Raw genomic sequence first — 17,312 nt, 5'->3', positions numbered from 1 at the left:
CATTTTAGGAAGTAAAATGGGGCTAATAAATGCGATAAACACTCTACTAAATACAGCCTATGATTTACTCATGAACACAGTATTTAAAATAATGGCCATAGCAGTAATAGCAGGAGCAGTAGCTAGTATTTTAACGGAATTTGGGGTTATTTCACTAGCGAATAAATTATTATCTCCTTTGATGAAGCCTCTCTACGGTCTTCCTGGGGCAAGTGTAATAAGTATATTTACAACCTATTTATCAGATAATCCAGCAGTATTGACTTTAGCTGAAGACAGAAGATTTCGTAGATATTTCAAAAAATATCAATTACCAGCACTAACTAATATTGGTACCTCCTTTGGTATGGGACTAATCGTTACTATTTTTATGATGGGGCTAACTAGCCCTAGCGGAGAAAATTTTATCTTAGCAGCAATTATCGGTAATATTGGTGCAATAATCGGCAGTATAGTTTCGGTCCGTTTAATGCTTCTACATACTAAAAAAGTATATGGAACGGAACTTGAAGCCGAAGAATCACATGGAAACGAATATGACATAGTAGAGTACCGTGAAGTTAGAGAAGGCAATATAGCTGAAAGAATAATGGATACCATTCTAGAAGGGGGAGCTTCTGGAGTAAAGGTAGGTTTTGCAATAATTCCAGGAGTATTGATTATATGCAGTATTGTTATGATTTTATCAAATAGTGCCCCGGAAACTGGAGTGTATACAGGGGCTGCTTATGAGGGAGTAAACTTTCTTCCTTGGATTGGAGAAAAGATTAGTTTCATAACCACTCCTCTTTTTGGATTTACCTCTGCAGCTGCTATATCTGTACCTATTACTGCTTTAGGAGCAGCTGGTGCAGCTATAGGCATAGCATCAACTATGGTTAGTACTGGATTAGCTCATGGTAATGATGTGGCAGTATTTACAGCTATGTGTATGTGTTGGAGCGGATATTTAAGTACTCATGTGGCTATGATGGATGGTTTAAACTTTAGAAACCTAACAGGGAAAGCAATATTCAGTCATACCATAGGGGGAATATGTGCAGGAATGGCTGCAAATTGGATCTATAAATTAGTAATGCTATTTATGTAGAAAACAACCTTCCATATCTGAATTGAATAATTTTAGATATGGAAGGTTTATTTAAAGGATTCCAAGATAATTACCTATATTAGCTTTATCGTCTATTATACCTTTAATTTTTGAAGTTTTAGAACTCATAATGACGGTAACCCCTGGACCGTGGCCAGATTTGATACAATCACTATGTACTATAACCCCTATAGAAACAGAACCTTCTAAATATTGTCTACCATTAGTATTGTCACTATCCTTCAGTAGGACTAGATCACCAAATTTTAGTTCGTTTATTCCAAACTTCTCATTGGCTCTTTTATCTCCAGTCATAATATCGTAATCACCAGAGAAGGCAGTAGTACTTCCCACTCCAGAGCCCATTAGATAGGCTGGTATTTCAGTAACTACTGGAACTTCTATAATTCCATCAGAGGTTTCCTTAATATTCAATTTATCAAATAGATTTGGGTCTATATTCATACATTTAACATCCTCATATCCCTCTATTGCTAGACCTTGTCCATAGGCTTTAACTAAAATAGTGTCTCCAATGGCCATATTTTCCAAATCCCTATCTTTAAAGTAGATTAAAGTATGATCGATTCCACCATGCATACCTGTTACAAAACCTTTAGCACCCTTTGCATTACCTGTTATTACTTTAGCTTCATTTCCAATGCAGGCTAGAAGCACTAATGCGTTGTTGTCTGCAGCATTATCGCTTTTAATACTAACACCAGGTTCTATATGATCTCCTACCCATTTCATACAAGAGTCCCCAATTTTTACATTGTAACAAATACCACCAGTTGCTGGAAGTATATGAGCTAAACCTTCCCTATCAATTCTATAGGGATTGTTGCCAGCAGCAGGGCTAGAGATTTTACCCTGTACCGATTGAATAACTAGCTTGTCTTTATTCGTTTTAATCATAAACGATACCTCCTTAAGATTGATAATATTTAGTATATTGTATCATCATTATACTATTTGTTCCACAATTTTGAAAACAACAGTACAACAACCTCATTGACAAGTTGAAACCTCTTATGTAATATTGTATTACAAGGAGGTTTGTTTATGTCTGAAGGATATGAAATTGGGAAAAAGATAAAAGCCATTAGGGAAGAAAAAAGATTAAGTCAGTCGGCAGTAGTAGAAAAACTTATAGAACATGATGTAAATATGAGTAGAGAAACGTTAAGTAAAATAGAGAATAATAATAGATCCATCTCTGCAGTAGAATTAAAAGCTATATCCGATGTATTAGGTGTGGATATTAGCGATTTTTTCCATGAAGATGAATCGGAGGATATTGTTACTTTTTTTAGAAAAAGAAATTTTTCTCAAAACACTCTAGAGGAGATTTCCAAGCTCCAAGATATGGTGAAAGTATTCTTGGATCATGAGAAGATCTATAAAGGAGAACAAGAATAATAGACAGTCGTTAAGGAAGGATGAAAGAATTTGAAGAATAATATAAATATTCCTCATGAATTATTTAGGCTTAAAATTAAGGAATTAGCAGAAGAAGTTAGGATTAAATTTGCTAAAAAAGGGTTATCCGATATATTCGATATCCTTTCTGAAACTGCCTTCTTAATCAGAAAGCCTTTAGACATAGAAGGACTTTCTGGATTCATTACCTATTTTGAAAATCGTTTTATAGTATATTTAAATACAAATTTCACCTTAGGCCATGAAAGATACACTGCAGCTCATGAACTTTACCATATAATATATAATGAAGATATATTAAAAAGAGAGAAAGTCTTTCTAGACAAGGAAAAATATAAAGAGGAAGAGACAAAAGCCGATGTTTTTGCAGCTGAATTTCTAATGCCTGAAGATTATGTAAAGGAGATATTTTATAAATTTATAAATGTAGATAAAGAAGAAGTCCAACCTAAACATGTAGTTCGAATGCATAACTACTTTAAAGTAAGTTACAAGGCAATGCTAAAAAGACTAATTCAACTCAATCTATGTTCAATGGCTAAATACTCAGAACTAGTTGAAATCTCTTCTCTAGAAAATAAGGATAAACTTCAGTCCTTAACCAAAGAAGAAGGATATAATATAGATTTAATAGTTCCCTCAAAGGAAAATTATATTCCACACGAATATATTATGTACGCAAAAGCCAATTATGAAAATGGGAAAATATGCTATGATGAATTGAAGGAAGCTTTAGAATTTATTAATCCCATTGGGAAATTGGTTTAGACTTTAAACTGAAAAGAAGTTTTTCAATGTTTTAAAGGAAGTATTAAAAATGTAAAGGGTAAATGATATATTAAATGGTATCAAATAGGAAGGCTAGGTTAAAAGGTATGGGAGTTAATAACTTGACATCAAATTATCAATATGATACGTTCAATTAGTCGATTAGGTGCTAAATAAATAAAAAGGAGAATTTTAAAAATGAGTGAAAACAAAGTATTAGCTACAGTTAACGGAAAAGATATAACAAGTCAGGATGTATACCAATTTTTAAATCAATTAGACCCACAAACTGCAGCCCAATTCAACTCACCAGAAGGTTTAAACCAAATAGCCAATGAGTTGGTAAATCAGGAACTTCTGTATCTAGAAGCTCTTAAAAATGACCTAGATGAAGAGGAAAATTTTAAAAAAGAATTAGAAAGGGTTAAAGTAGGTGTATTAAAGCAATATGCAATCAACAAATTATTTTTAGGTATTACTATTTCAGAAGAAGAGATTACACAATTCTATGACAAAAATAAACAATATTTTCAAAAGCCAGAAGCTGCTCGAGCTAGCCACATATTAGTTGATGATGAACAAAAAGCTAATGAAATACTAGATGAAATAGACAAGGGTCTATCCTTTGAAGAAGCTGCTACTAAGTATTCTAATTGTCCTTCAAAAGCTAATGGTGGAGACCTTGGTGAATTTACTAGAGGTAGAATGGTTCCAGAGTTTGAAGAAGTAGCTTTTTCCATGGAAGAAGGAAAGATAAGTCAACCTGTAAAAACCCAATTTGGATATCACTTGATTAAACTAAATTATAAAAAAGAATCAACCATTAGTCCATTAGAAGAAGTTAAAGGTCAAATTAATCAGCAGTTAATAATAATGAAACAGCAGGAAAGGTATATAGATAAAACGGAAGAACTGAAAAAGGATTTTAAAGTAGAAACCTATTTCTAATAAATAGCTAAAAAGATTCCTTAAATTGCCTTGTATGTATTTATACCCTTAAGAGCAAAATGCATATAAGGTGATAAAACCAAGGACAAGAAAAATAATAATAAGCTAAAGATTTGGAGCAAATATAGCAAAAAAGAGAATAATAATATATTAGGCAACAGAAATCCCAGTCCTTAGTTAAAAAAGGCTGGGATTTTTATATACTAGCTATGACAAAAAGTTTAATCCACTATTTTAAATTGTTTTAGCATTTCATCGAATCTTATTCCATGACCTTCCGATACTTCTAAAAAGTATCGTTAGGTTACAATAAAGCTTCCCTCTTATCCATTGAATGTTACATATACTCTAACTACTGGGCTATCTCACTCATCCCCTTTGTGATATAATATTGCAAGGAGGTTTTTTATGCCAAGGACTACCAGATTGGTAAAAAGATAAAATCCATTAGGAAAGAGAGGAGCTTGAGCCAATCAAAAGTAGTAGAAAAGCTTGCCCAACTGGATATAAATATGAGCAGAGAAACTTTTTTCAAAATAAACTAGAGGAGATTTTAAAATTTCAGGGAATGGATAAGGTGTTTATAAATAAGGAGAAGATATATAAGGGAGAAAAACAAAATAATGGAGTGATAATATGAATAGGGATTCATTCTATAAATGGTTAAAAACTATAAAAAAATATGATCAAGGAACTTGTAATTCAAGAATTTCAAATTGTTTGAGAATAGAGAAATACTATGGTGATTTAGACCAAATCTACACTGAAGACAAATGCGAAAACCTTAAGACAGAGCTTATATATTCCAGACAAGAATATAGAGCAGGTACCCCTCCAAAACATAGGATACCAATAGATGGTGATATATACAATGGAACGGCAACACTAAGAAGTGCACTAAATTTATATTTGGAATTCAAGGATAATAAAATACTTCAGGATATTATGAACATGGATGATGTGATTCCAGATGAACATGATGGCTCCTATGAATTGGTAAGGGAAACGGTTGAATCCCTTTCAGAAACAGATTTACATAGAATAGATATTGCAGATTTAGACATGCTTTACTTTATGGCCGTAGGAACCTGGAAAGGCGGAGTAGAATTTAGATTGAAAAAAATAGAAGAGAGCAATTTATCTATAGATGAAAAAATTAGGCTGAAATCAATTTTTAATAATGTTGTTGAAAAAGCCAAGGATCATAAATATGAAAATAGCGACAAAAATACTTGGTCAATTGGCATGTTTGGAACTGGGTTCTATACTTACCAAGGAAAATCTGATAAACAAAATGCTCAAAAATTTATATCTTTGTGTATTAGGATAAAGGATTTAGACGATGATTACGAAATATTTAATATAGCTGAGGAAACATTAAAGAATGGAATAAAAGGTATGCAAGCAGCCTCTGCATCTATAGTTCTTCATTGCCTTAAACCAAATGTATTCCCAATAATTAATAATGCTATGATAAAAACAGCTGTTTTATTAGAAAGTCAAGGGGTAATTCTCAATAAACCTAATCAACTTACAACCTATATTGAAAATTCTAGAAAAATTAAGAACTTTCGTGATGAAAAATGTAAATTTAAAAACTATAGGGCACTGGATGCAAAGTTTTGGGAAGTGGAGAAATTGGAAGAAGAAAAGTATGATGAAATAAAAGAAGAAAAACCTTATGAAATAAAAAAGGAAACGGAAAATATGGTTAACAATATTAATTATTGGTGGCTTAATGCAAATCCTAAAATATGGAGTTATAATGATATTGAATTAGGAGGAACTATTAGCTATACATCTAGAAACGAAAGAGGAAATAAGAGAAGGATATATAAAAACTTTGAAGACGTAAAAAAGGGCGATATTGTAATAGGCTATGAAACTGCACCGGTAAAGGCAATAGTTGCTATTGGACATATCTCTAAGGAACACGATGGAGAAAGAATCTGGATTAAAAAAGATGAAAACCTGATAGAACCAATAGAATATAGTTGTTTAAATTCCATAGAAGAACTTAAGAATATGGAGTTTTTTCAAAATCCCCAAGGGAGTCTTTTTAAATTAATGAAAGAAGAGTATGAAATAATAATGGATATAATTAGGGAACAAAACCCTACTACAGAAGCCAAGATCAATGAAACCTATACAAAGGAAGACTTTTTAGAAGAGGTATTCATAGAGGAAGACAAATGCGAAAACATAGTTAATCTATTAGAATATAAAAAGAATATTATTCTTCAAGGACCTCCAGGAGTTGGTAAGACCTTTGTTGCAAAGAGAATAGCTTATTCTATCATGGGTGAAAAGGATGATTCAAGAATAGAAATGGTACAATTCCATCAAAGCTATTCCTATGAGGATTTTATCATGGGTTATAGACCAGTTGAAGAGGGCTTTAAATTAAAGTATGGAATATTTTATCAATTCTGCAAGCGAGCATTAAACGATCCCCTCAGAAGCTATTATTTTATCATAGATGAAATAAATAGGGGAAATATAAGCAAAATATTTGGAGAGCTTATGATGTTAATTGAATCGGACAAAAGGGGAAGTGATTATGCCATTCCCTTAACATATACAGAAAATAGATTTTATATTCCTAAAAATGTATATATCATAGGGACTATGAATACAGCAGATAGAAGTTTGGCGATGATTGACTATGCATTGAGAAGGAGATTTTGTTTTATAGATATGGAACCTGCTTTTGATAATTTGAATTTCAAAGGATATTTAGAAAGCAAAGGTGGAGATTTGTCCAATATCATAATAGATAAAATAAATAGATTAAATAAAGCTATTGAAAATGATATATCCCTAGGTAGAGGATTTCGTATAGGCCACAGTTATTTTTGTATGGGAAAAGAAACTATAACAGAAGAGGACTACAATAATATTATAAAATATGAAATAGTACCACTATTATCTGAATACTGGTTCGATGATTTTGACAAGGTAATAGAGTGGAAGACAGAGCTATTGGAGTGGTAATATGATTCCTATAAGAAATGTTTATTACATGCTTTGCTATGCCTGGGAAAATATTCTTAAGCAAGAAGATGAATCTCTTTTGGATAGGGAAGCTTTTGATAATATATACCATCTTCTTTCTTCTATATTAATACAAGAAGTAACCAAACTAATAAAAAGCGGATTTGCAAGGGGATATATTGATCAAAAGGAAAGTTTGCCTATTGTTAGAGGAAAAATAGATTTAAACAATACCCTTAAAGAGCAAGCATTAATAAGAAAGCAAGTAATATGTGATTATGATGAGTTTTCAGACAATATCATTATGAATCGGATAATTAAATCTACAATGGAAATTCTTCTAATTTGTCCAAGAGTCAATAAAAAGTACAGAACAACTTTTAAAATGTTGCTAAGGAATTTTACCAATATAGATAGTATAGATTTGAATAGCATCCATTGGAGCCGTATAGCTTATAATAGAAATAATAAAAAATACAGGTTAATAATTAATATATGCCAACTTATTAATACTGGACTCATAGTAAAGGAAGAAAAGGGCAGTAGCAGGTTTCGTGCTTTTATCAAGGATAGAGCTATGGCAAAATTATACGAAAAATTCATATTGAACTTTTATAAATATGAGTTAAAGGATATAAAAACATCATCGCCTCTAATTAACTGGCAATTAGACGAAACTCCAAGGGATAATTTACTTCCAGTAATGAAAACTGATATAGAATTAGAAGGAAAGGATAAGAAACTAATAATAGATACAAAATACTATGCTAATGCTTTATCCAAGAGTAATTTTTCAAAAACTAAAACACTAATATCTAGCAACCTATACCAAATATTTGCCTATGTTAAAAATGCAGAATATGAAGGAAAGGTAAGTGGTATGTTATTGTACCCAACAGTTGACTATGATTTAAATCAAAAATACAGAATGTCCGGTAATGATATATACGTAAAAACCATAAATTTAGGAGAAGACTTTGATAAGATAAAAAGAAGATTGTTAAGTATAGGCCATATATTATATGATAGGGAGAATAATATAGCTTAATAGGTAAGGAAGGATATGATATAGATTTGATAATCCTATCAAAAATTTACTACACTCCTAAAGAATATATAATGTATGTAAAAGCCAATTATGAAAATAGTAAAATTTCCTATGAGGAGATGAAAGAGACTTTGGAGTTCATCGGACTAAAACCTGAAGAACTAGGATATATATAATATTAATAATATAAAAAAATTAAAGCCTAAGACCTTGATCTTGGGCTTTTATTATTTGATTATATGTAACAACACATTACTATAAGAGCAAAAGTATTGACAAATATCAATTAAGATTGTAATATAATATTACAAGGGGGCGATACAATGAGAAAAGAAATTGTATTTTTATTAATTCTGGTTTTGGTTATGAATTTAACCTTAGTAGGATGTGGAAGTAAAAAAGAAGAGGTAGAAAAAGCTGATAAGGATGAAACAGTATTGGAAAGCGATGAAGAAGAGTCAGCAGAAGGTATAACGGTAGATAAATCTTTGTTAAGTGTAGATATAACACTACCATCAACCCTTATTGAAGATGTTAGTGATTTCAACGAAGAAGAATATATCGCAGAAAACGAAGGGATAAAGGCAGCAAAAATCAATGAAGATGGATCATTAACATTAACTATGACAAAGAAAAAGCATGAAGAAATAGTCAGTGAAATGAAAGAAGAAGTAATAGCATCATTATCTGGACTAATTGAATCAGAGGACACACCTTATATTAAGGAAGTAGAATATAACAAAGATTTTAAACAAGTGATGTTATCTGTAGACAGAGAAGCTTATGAAGATGCTTTTGATTTAACTCCTCTATTCGTAGGAATTTTAGTAGGTACATATCAAGTATATGCAGGAGAAGAGTTCTATACAGAAGTAATAATTAAGGATGTAGATACTGGAGTTGAAATCAACTCAGTAGTATATCCAGATGCATTAGAGGATTAGATCTATAAAATATGTAAGTTTCCATGAAAACAATAGAAAGGAGGAAAAAATGAGCATTAAATTTAAGGAATGGAATTTTGGAGGAAAGTTAATATTTATTTCAGCCCTTTTGGCAATATTATCATTATTCATGAGCTGGGTTGATGCTGGCATAGTAAGAGCATCAGGCTTTCAACAACAAGGATATTTGTTCTTAGTACTATATATATATCCAGTATATAAGTTGTTGAAAGGGACTAAATTAAACAAATTAATAGGATTAATATGCAGCACACTTTCAGTAATTGGTAGCATAGCATTCCTTAGTTCAAAAAGTGTAGATTTAATGGGCACTACAGTAAATGCAGCAGGAACTGGCCTATATCTTTTTATTATAGCATCTATAATGTTAACTGTAGGAATTATACAATATAAGGTAATTCAAGTTAAGAATGTAGAAAATAAAATATAGACATTGGCGTGATTTATTTAAGGGGGAGATTATGTGAAAAGAATAATATTAATACTGGTGTTAATTATATCTATAACCTTAGTAGGATGTAAAAGTGGGAAAATAGAAGACGTACCCGAGACTATAGCCAAAGAGAAGGTAAGCAATGAATCAGGAGGAAATGAAGATGTATCCGCTGAAGAAACTACTGAGGAGATACCCATTCATCCTGATGATATTATGATGGATATAACAATATTGGAACCAGACAGCATTGGGAATGTATATATGGAAGCAACTTTTACTAATAATTCAAAATACCCCATTACAAGTTATTCAGCTAAAGTTTTGCTAAAAGATAAAAACGACACAACATATCTAAGTACTTATGATACAGTTATGCCAGGGGAAACATCACCTAAATTTGAATCCTTTGGACCCGAAACTCAAGATCCAGATGATTATGAAATACTAGGTTTAGAAATAACTGCAAGAACAGAAGATGGAAATAGTCTTTATATAGACTATGATTTCAAACTAGAAGAAGCCACCTGGTGGGAAGGGGATAATAACTAAATTTATTGAAGACATCCGAGGGGATGTCTTCAATAAATTTGGAATGAGAAAACCAAGTATAAAAAAGAGAATAGGTGCCAAAACCAGTGTCAAAAGACAAATTGTCCACAGGGGAGGTTTTAAAATGCCAAGAGGATATGGCTGGGTAAAAAATCATAAAAAGTATGTCTGCAATAAGGCATATAATAGGACTACTTTTCATATTTTTAAAGTTTTGAAAAAGTTGTTTAAATAGGGAATTGTGGAAGGAGAAATTAAAGATTTGTAGAATATTATAATATAATATGGAAATTTGGAGGGAAGGGCATGTGAGATAATAAGATAAAAACTGTGACCTATGAAGAAGCAATAAAGGATATGACGGAAGAAGAACTGGGAAGATTCCATAAGGAAAGGTATAGGAAGTTAATAAAGCCTTTGATGGAGATGAATGAGAGGGAATTAAGGAAGATGGAGGATAAAAAATAATGATAAACCTTTGGGATCGTGTAAAATTGTGGTAAGATAATCATACGAAGTATTTAATTAAGGTGATTTTATGAACAAAAAAGAAAATTTATATTTAGATTTATATTGCGATGAAGTTAAAGATTGCAGGTTAGAAATTAAAAGCACTGGCGAGATTCAAAGTTGGACATACATAGGAATACTTATAGTGCCAGATTATATATCAACTGAATTGTTTACAGATATTAACAATTTAAGATGTTTATCGGATAGTAATCAAAATTGGGAAAGTTGCCAGAAAAACTGCAAATATCATGAAAGAAACGATACTGAAATCCATTATAACAAAGTTGGTAGTACTATTAAATATAAAATCGCTAGTAGATGGGTTGATTATTGGTTAAACGATAAGAATTTAATTTATTATTATATATTAGGTATTGATACTAATAAGTTGGACAAGCAAAATTTTGGACCAAAAGAACAGCAGGATAGGAATACTACTATTTATAATAGGTTTTTTAGGGCTGCGTTACAATCTTCATTAAATTGGTATTTTGGAAAAGATAAAAATATAATTGTAAAGAATATATATCATGATAAAGGTAATAGTGAGGAACATCAATTTTTTCCTTGGCATCCAATTTATAAGACGGAAAGAGAATATGATAATATAAAATTTCAAAATACTACGATAAGTTTCATAGATTCTGATCATAGAAAAGCAACAGGTCATCCGTACCATTCACATTTTATTCAATTCATAGATATTATCTTAGGTTGTTATGTAAACTGTCTACATAAAAACTCAATCAATGAAAATAAACTTAATCTTGCTATAAAATCATTTGATATAATAGAAAGGATTGTAAAAAATCCATTTAATAAAAACAGCAAGTATAATTATTACAAGAGACAATCTATACAGTTTTTTCCTAAACATGATTTAATAGGACTAGATGAAAATAGCTTAGAATATCAGAAAAAGCGAAAAGACAATTATTACTATAATAGACCACTATTAATAGAACAGGAAGCAACTGGCCAACTATCATTTTTGGATGATATGTTATCTTTATAGCTATACAAATATTATTTATTGTATTGAATTATTTTATTTAGAAATATAAGAATAAAAATTGGGAGGCGGATAATTTGACAATACAAATAGAATGCAAGGAAGATGTGGCTAAGTATTTTTCCGAAAAACTAGGATATGAGGATAATGCTTATTTTAATTACGAAAAATATAAAATGGATATAGGTAATATTCACGAAATAAAATCTATGCATTTAATTAGTGACACCAAAGGATTTAAAGTTTGGTTATTTGAGGTATATGATATTGAAACTAAACTAATGAATAGGGTTGCAAATAGATTATATAATGCCAATCCTTTTGAATATAACTTATTAATTTTTGTAGATAAAGATTATAGGAACTATACTTTACTGCATTATCATAAGGAAAATAGTGAAAATTTAAAAATAAGAAGATTAAATATTGAAGAACGCAATTTTACTAAAACCGACTATGACATAATCAATGGGTTGTCCTTACAAAACAAACGTATAACAGATGATTTAGATATTGAAATAGAATATAGAAAAGCTTTTAGTATTGAAAAAGTTACTAAAGATTTTTTCGAAGAGTTTAAAAATGAGATAGATAATTTTGAGAAAAGTATTAAAGGATTAGATAAAAAGGATGATAGAAGAAGCTATGCAATACTTTTAATTAATAGAATGATTTTTCTATACTTTATCCAGAAAAAAGGATGGTTAAATGGTAAAAAGGACTATCTATACGATAGATTTCTATTTTGTGAAAGGCATAATCCAAAATTAAATTACTATGATGAAGTTTTAAAACCGTTGTTCTTTGAATGCTTAAACACACCTTTAGATAAAGGATTTATAGAAAATCGAAGTGAAAAGGCTAGAAAACTATATGAAAATTTTGAAAGTCAAACAGACTTGGAGTGTGATCTTCAATTTCATGGTATCCCATATTTAAATGGGCAATTATTTGAAAGACATGAAAAGTATGAGATAGGGACTGATATTAAGATTGATAATGTGGTTTTTAAAAAGCTTTTTGATAACTTATTAAACAAATACAACTTTACTGTTAGAGAAGATTTAGGACATGATGCTGATGTAGCTGTAGATCCAGAACTTTTAGGAAGAATTTTTGAAAATATGATCAATCTAGAAGAAAGAAAGGAAACAGGAAGCTTTTATACTCCAAGACCAATAATCAACTATATGTGTAAACAAAGTTTAAAAGAATATCTACTAGACAATATACAGTTAACAACACCAGAAAAAATTATATACTTGATAGATAATATAGAGGATGAAAATTTATATTCTCAAAATAGAATAGCAAAAATTGAAAGAGATTATAAAACTTTCGAAACATCTGATGGCAGTAAGTATAGAGTTAACAAACTAGAGGCAAAAGAAATATTAAATCTTTTAGATGAAGTAAAAATTTGCGATCCAGCTGTTGGGTCCGGCGCTTTTATTCTTGGAATGCTACAATTAATATTGATAATAAAGAAAAAATTAAATTATTATGCTTTCAATAGAAACATTAATCTCTATGAAACAAAAAAGAATATTATAGAAAAGAATCTTTATGGTGTAGATATCCAAGAGGAAGCAATAGAAATTGCCCATTTAAGATTATGGCTATCTTTAACAGTTGAATATGAAGCTAAATCTATAGAAGATATAAAGCCACTTCCTAATTTTAATTATAAAATAATTCAGGGGAATAGCTTAATATCTCAATTTGAGGGAGTAGATTTTGATGAAAATGTAGCTAACATTAAAAATATACAACAAACTACAATGTTTCCAAGTCAATTTCAGGATGAATTTAGTATAATTGTTTCCAATAGGCAAGCGTACTTTAACGCTACTACAAACAAAAAAGAAATTGAGAAAAAAATATTTGAAGCAGAATTTAGTATTATAAAAAGAATATTACAGGATACAAATAAATATAAAACTGATGAACAGGTAACTAAAATAGTAAAAAATAAGGAAAAATATTGTTCTTGGTCATTAAGTTTTCCAGAAATTTTTGTTGACAAATCATACCAAGAGAAAGGTTTTGACATTGTAGTAGGTAATCCACCTTATGTAAATTCGAAAGATGTAAACAAATTACATTATAAAGATGTCCTTCATGATAGCTATGGTTATAGGGATGATTTATATAATTACTTTTTGATTAGAGGTATGTCTATATTAAAAGATAAGGGGGTGTTAGCTTATATTACTTCTGATACTTTCTTAACTATTCAGACCAAATTAAACTTAAGAGAATTGTTACAGGATAAATATTTGAAAGAATTAATAATTACCCCTAAAGCCTTTGATGCATTAGTAGATACTGTTATATTTATAGTAAAAAATCAGGGCAAGAAGAGCATAGATTACAGCTTTAAATTTATTGATGCATCAAATGGGACAGTAAATGATTTTTTAGATTTAAAAAGTTCCAATAACATTAACAGATATAATCCAAACATTAAATTATATAGAAACAATCTGATGAAAGTGTTTTTTAAACCAGATAATATTAATATGCAAATTTATGAAAAACATATTCCAAAAGTAAAAAGATTGTATAACAAATGGTGGGATAAAATTGACAATAGTAGAAAGATAAAACAAAATGCAGAAGAACTTGATATATATAGAAAAAGCCTTAAACCTGGAGATATAACTCTCTTAGGATTAATAACAGAAGGAGGAGTAGGGCTTCAAACAGGTGACAATGGAAAACTATTAGGAATAATTGAAGGAACAAAACTTGCAAATAGTACTAAAACTCAAAGAATAGAGAAATTCTACAATTCCATAATAAAAGATGAAGAAAGAAAACAAGAAGTTTCTAAATGGGACTCTAAATATAGAAATATAGAAACAAAAAACGATGTTGAAAGATTGTTTAATACTATTGGAGAAAATGAAATAAGACATTTATTCGATAAATGTAAAGAAAAGTTCGATAGAAATATATTTGGAAGAGGTTTTATATTTAGAATAATATCGCAGGAAGAAATAGCTGATGTATCTAAACTTTCTAAAGAGGAAATAGAAAATGGGGTTGATGATAACAAAAGGGTATATGTTCCCTATGATAAGGGAGATAGGGATGGTAATAGATGGTACTTAGAGACTCCGTATTATTTAAATTGGAGTAAAGAGTCTGTAAAGTTTTTAGTTAGCAACTCTGGTAAAAGTGGAGGTGGTATGCCAGTTGTCAGAAATAAAGACTACTACTTTAGAGAAGGATTTTGTTGGACCGACGTAAATTCAATTTATTTAAAATCTCGAGTTAAAAATAAAAGTGTATATGATGTACTTAGTATGAGTTTATTTAGCATGATAGACAAAGATAAGATAACTGAAAAATATATAGTGGCGTTAATTAATTCTAAATTTATGAGTGAGTTAGTTCAAGATTTTTTAAATGGAACTTCCCATTTTCAAATTAATGATGCAAGAAAAGTTCCGATCATTATTCCTAATAAAAAGCAATTGGCATTTATTAATAATTTAGTTGATAAAGCTATTGAAATAAAAAAATTACAGTTTTCCGAACATATTTCTGAAGTGAAAGCGGAAGAAAAACTAAACAAAATTCAGTATAAAATTGATAAGTTTGTATATGATCTCTATGATATAAAAGTAGAATAGGGGGTGTTAGTTTGACTACTATACCTGAAATTATTGATAATAGGGAAGTGCTTTTGAAAGATGTCATAAATATTTTAATTAAAAATACTACAGATGCTAAGATTGCTGCAGGATATTTTTATTTGAGTGGTTTCGAAATAATTAGAGAAAATATTAAGCCAAATTCTAATATTGATATAATAATAGGTGTTGAGACTGATGAGATAACAGCTATGACAATACAGGAGGGATATGAGTACAGGCAAGAGGAAATAAAAAATAAAATAGTTAATAAAATTACAGAATCTATAGAATATACCACTGATGATGCAAGAGAAGGGATAAATACATTATCTCAATTAATACAAAAAGGTAATATTAATGTAAAAATATATACTAAGGAAAAATTTCATTCAAAAGCATATATATTTGATGTTGAATATGATGATGGCACTATTAAAGATAGTTATGCGATAATAGGCTCTAGTAATTTTACTCGAAGAGGATTAGGAGCAGGAAGTCAAGGTGGCAATAATACTGAATTAAATGCAGTTTTGAGACAACCTTCAGCTGTTAATGAAGTAAAAAAATGGTTTAATAATATTTGGGATGAATCTGAAGATTTTAATATAGAGTTATTAAATATAATAGATAATAATTTTAAGTTTAAAAAGTTAGAATACACTCCATTTGATATTATATTAAAGTCACTATATGAGCTATATAAAAATGATGAAATATATGAAATTTTGAGTAAACTAAATTTAGATGAACTAGCAGGGTTTCAAGAATTTGCAGTATATAGAGCTATTGCTATATTAAGTAACTATGATGGTGTAATAATTGCTGATAATGTAGGATTAGGGAAAACATATATAGCTAAAGGTCTATTACAGTACTTTGCTGACTTAGATAAAAGTGTATTGATTATTTGTCCCGCCTCATTAAAAAACATGTGGGCAAATGAAACTAAAGAAATAGACGTAGATATAAGGATTATTAGTCAAGAAAGCATAGGAATGCATGGATTGAGCGATAAGGTTACAAAAGATGTTGACGTAATTATCATTGACGAAGCTCATAATTTTAGAAATGAAAACGCTAATAGATTTCGAGAATTAGTTAAACATACTATGGGAAAAAAAGTAGTTCAGTTAACAGCGACTCCTGTTAACAATTCAATATTTGATTTATATAATATAATGACTTTATTTATTAAAGAAGATGAATTTAAAGATAAATATGGTATAGCTAGCGTAAGAGATGTATTTAACAATTATCCTAATGAAAAAGACCATGTGGATAATATATTAAGCGAAATTATGATTAAAAGAAGTAGGAATTTCATTAAGAAAAAATATGGACGAGATGGTGAATTAATAGTAAACGGTAATACACTTAAATTCCCTAAAAGACATATTAAGACTGTAAATTATTCTATCAGCAGTGTATATGGAGAAGATATTTACGATAATATAGCAGATAGATTAGAAAACTTATATTTACCAGTTATTAGTGAAGAAAAACTTACTTCTCAGCAAATTTCTTTAATTATTGGATTAGTAAGGAAAACTTTCTTAAAGAGATTGGAAAGTTCTGTTGAAGCCTTTAGAATATCTATTGAAAAGCAGATAAAATATTGCGAACTTCTTTTAAATAGCATAGATAAAGGATATTTGATCTGTAAAAAATATGCTATGGAAAATATAGGGCAAGATACTGATATTGACATAGATGAAACAATAGATATTGATGAATATGATGGCGATATTAATGAATTAATAAATAATATACAAAGTGATTATGAAGATTTTGAGTATATGTTAGCTGAGGTTAAAAAAATTGATATAAATAAGGATGTGAAATTGCAAGTTTTAATCAATAAATTAAATGGGGAGTTAAGTAAATAAAAAAGTAAATTATTTT

Annotated in this window: 15 protein-coding genes; 14 read left to right on the top strand and 1 reads right to left on the bottom strand. The window is 29.7% G+C overall.

All coding sequences use genetic code 11. The features are described from left to right. Positions 1-1,090 (top strand): CD0519/CD1768 family membrane protein (locus CUL_RS17210; RefSeq protein WP_035143061.1); only part of this gene is annotated, 1,090 nt, incomplete at its 5' end. A gap of 51 nt (positions 1,091-1,141) precedes the next feature. Here the strand turns inward: CUL_RS17210 and CUL_RS0110400 are convergent. Beyond that, a complete protein-coding gene (locus tag CUL_RS0110400) occupies positions 1,142-2,008 on the bottom strand; it encodes a DUF4438 domain-containing protein (protein ID WP_005584649.1) in 867 nt (288 codons plus the stop codon). 147 nt (positions 2,009-2,155) lie between these two features. Between CUL_RS0110400 and CUL_RS0110395 the strand changes: the two genes are divergently transcribed. From CUL_RS0110395 to CUL_RS17200, 13 genes are all read left to right on the top strand, one after another. Further along, positions 2,156-2,512, top strand: coding sequence for a helix-turn-helix domain-containing protein (locus CUL_RS0110395; protein WP_005584648.1), 357 nt, complete (start codon positions 2,156-2,158; stop codon positions 2,510-2,512). A 30-nt stretch (positions 2,513-2,542) separates the two neighbouring features. Continuing rightward, complete coding sequence (locus CUL_RS0110390; RefSeq protein WP_025641560.1) at positions 2,543-3,301, top strand: ImmA/IrrE family metallo-endopeptidase; 759 nt, start codon at positions 2,543-2,545, stop codon at positions 3,299-3,301. Between the two features lie 198 nt (positions 3,302-3,499). Next, positions 3,500-4,249, top strand: a complete 750-nt coding sequence (locus CUL_RS0110385) for a peptidylprolyl isomerase (RefSeq protein ID WP_025641558.1) — start codon at positions 3,500-3,502, stop codon at positions 4,247-4,249. Between the two features lie 636 nt (positions 4,250-4,885). After that, a complete protein-coding gene (locus CUL_RS19490) occupies positions 4,886-7,243 on the top strand; it encodes an AAA family ATPase (protein ID WP_005584645.1) in 2,358 nt (785 codons plus the stop codon). A 1-nt stretch (position 7,244) separates the two neighbouring features. After that, positions 7,245-8,291 (top strand): 5-methylcytosine-specific restriction endonuclease system specificity protein McrC, encoded by a 1,047-nt coding sequence (gene mcrC / locus CUL_RS0110375; RefSeq protein ID WP_005584644.1) that lies wholly within the window; start codon positions 7,245-7,247, stop codon positions 8,289-8,291. 26 nt (positions 8,292-8,317) lie between these two features. Next, a complete protein-coding gene (locus tag CUL_RS18920; protein ID WP_005584643.1) occupies positions 8,318-8,467 on the top strand; it encodes a hypothetical protein in 150 nt (49 codons plus the stop codon). Positions 8,468-8,614: 147 nt separating this feature from the next. After that, positions 8,615-9,235 (top strand): hypothetical protein, encoded by a 621-nt coding sequence (locus tag CUL_RS0110365; RefSeq protein ID WP_005584642.1) that lies wholly within the window; start codon positions 8,615-8,617, stop codon positions 9,233-9,235. A gap of 49 nt (positions 9,236-9,284) precedes the next feature. After that, complete coding sequence (locus tag CUL_RS0110360) at positions 9,285-9,686, top strand: hypothetical protein (protein WP_005584641.1); 402 nt, start codon at positions 9,285-9,287, stop codon at positions 9,684-9,686. Positions 9,687-9,719: 33 nt separating this feature from the next. Further along, the gene (locus CUL_RS0110355; RefSeq protein WP_005584640.1) at positions 9,720-10,241 is read left to right on the top strand and encodes a hypothetical protein; all 522 of its coding nucleotides are present in this window, start codon (positions 9,720-9,722) and stop codon (positions 10,239-10,241) included. A 330-nt stretch (positions 10,242-10,571) separates the two neighbouring features. Beyond that, complete coding sequence (locus CUL_RS18915; RefSeq protein ID WP_157752645.1) at positions 10,572-10,709, top strand: hypothetical protein; 138 nt, start codon at positions 10,572-10,574, stop codon at positions 10,707-10,709. Positions 10,710-10,779: 70 nt separating this feature from the next. Then, positions 10,780-11,769 (top strand): hypothetical protein, encoded by a 990-nt coding sequence (locus CUL_RS0110340; RefSeq protein WP_025641545.1) that lies wholly within the window; start codon positions 10,780-10,782, stop codon positions 11,767-11,769. 74 nt (positions 11,770-11,843) lie between these two features. After that, complete coding sequence (locus CUL_RS0110335; RefSeq protein WP_025641544.1) at positions 11,844-15,407, top strand: Eco57I restriction-modification methylase domain-containing protein; 3,564 nt, start codon at positions 11,844-11,846, stop codon at positions 15,405-15,407. 11 nt (positions 15,408-15,418) lie between these two features. After that, the gene (locus tag CUL_RS17200; protein ID WP_051403537.1) at positions 15,419-17,296 is read left to right on the top strand and encodes an SNF2-related protein; all 1,878 of its coding nucleotides are present in this window, start codon (positions 15,419-15,421) and stop codon (positions 17,294-17,296) included. The last annotated feature ends 16 nt before the right edge of the window (positions 17,297-17,312 follow it).

The sequence above is a fragment of the [Clostridium] ultunense DSM 10521 genome (assembly GCF_000511955.1).
Classification (GTDB): Bacteria; Bacillota; Clostridia; order Tissierellales; family Tepidimicrobiaceae; genus Schnuerera; species Schnuerera ultunensis.
Note: the sequence above shows the minus strand (reverse complement) of the source record. Positions and strands in the feature narration are given on the sequence as shown.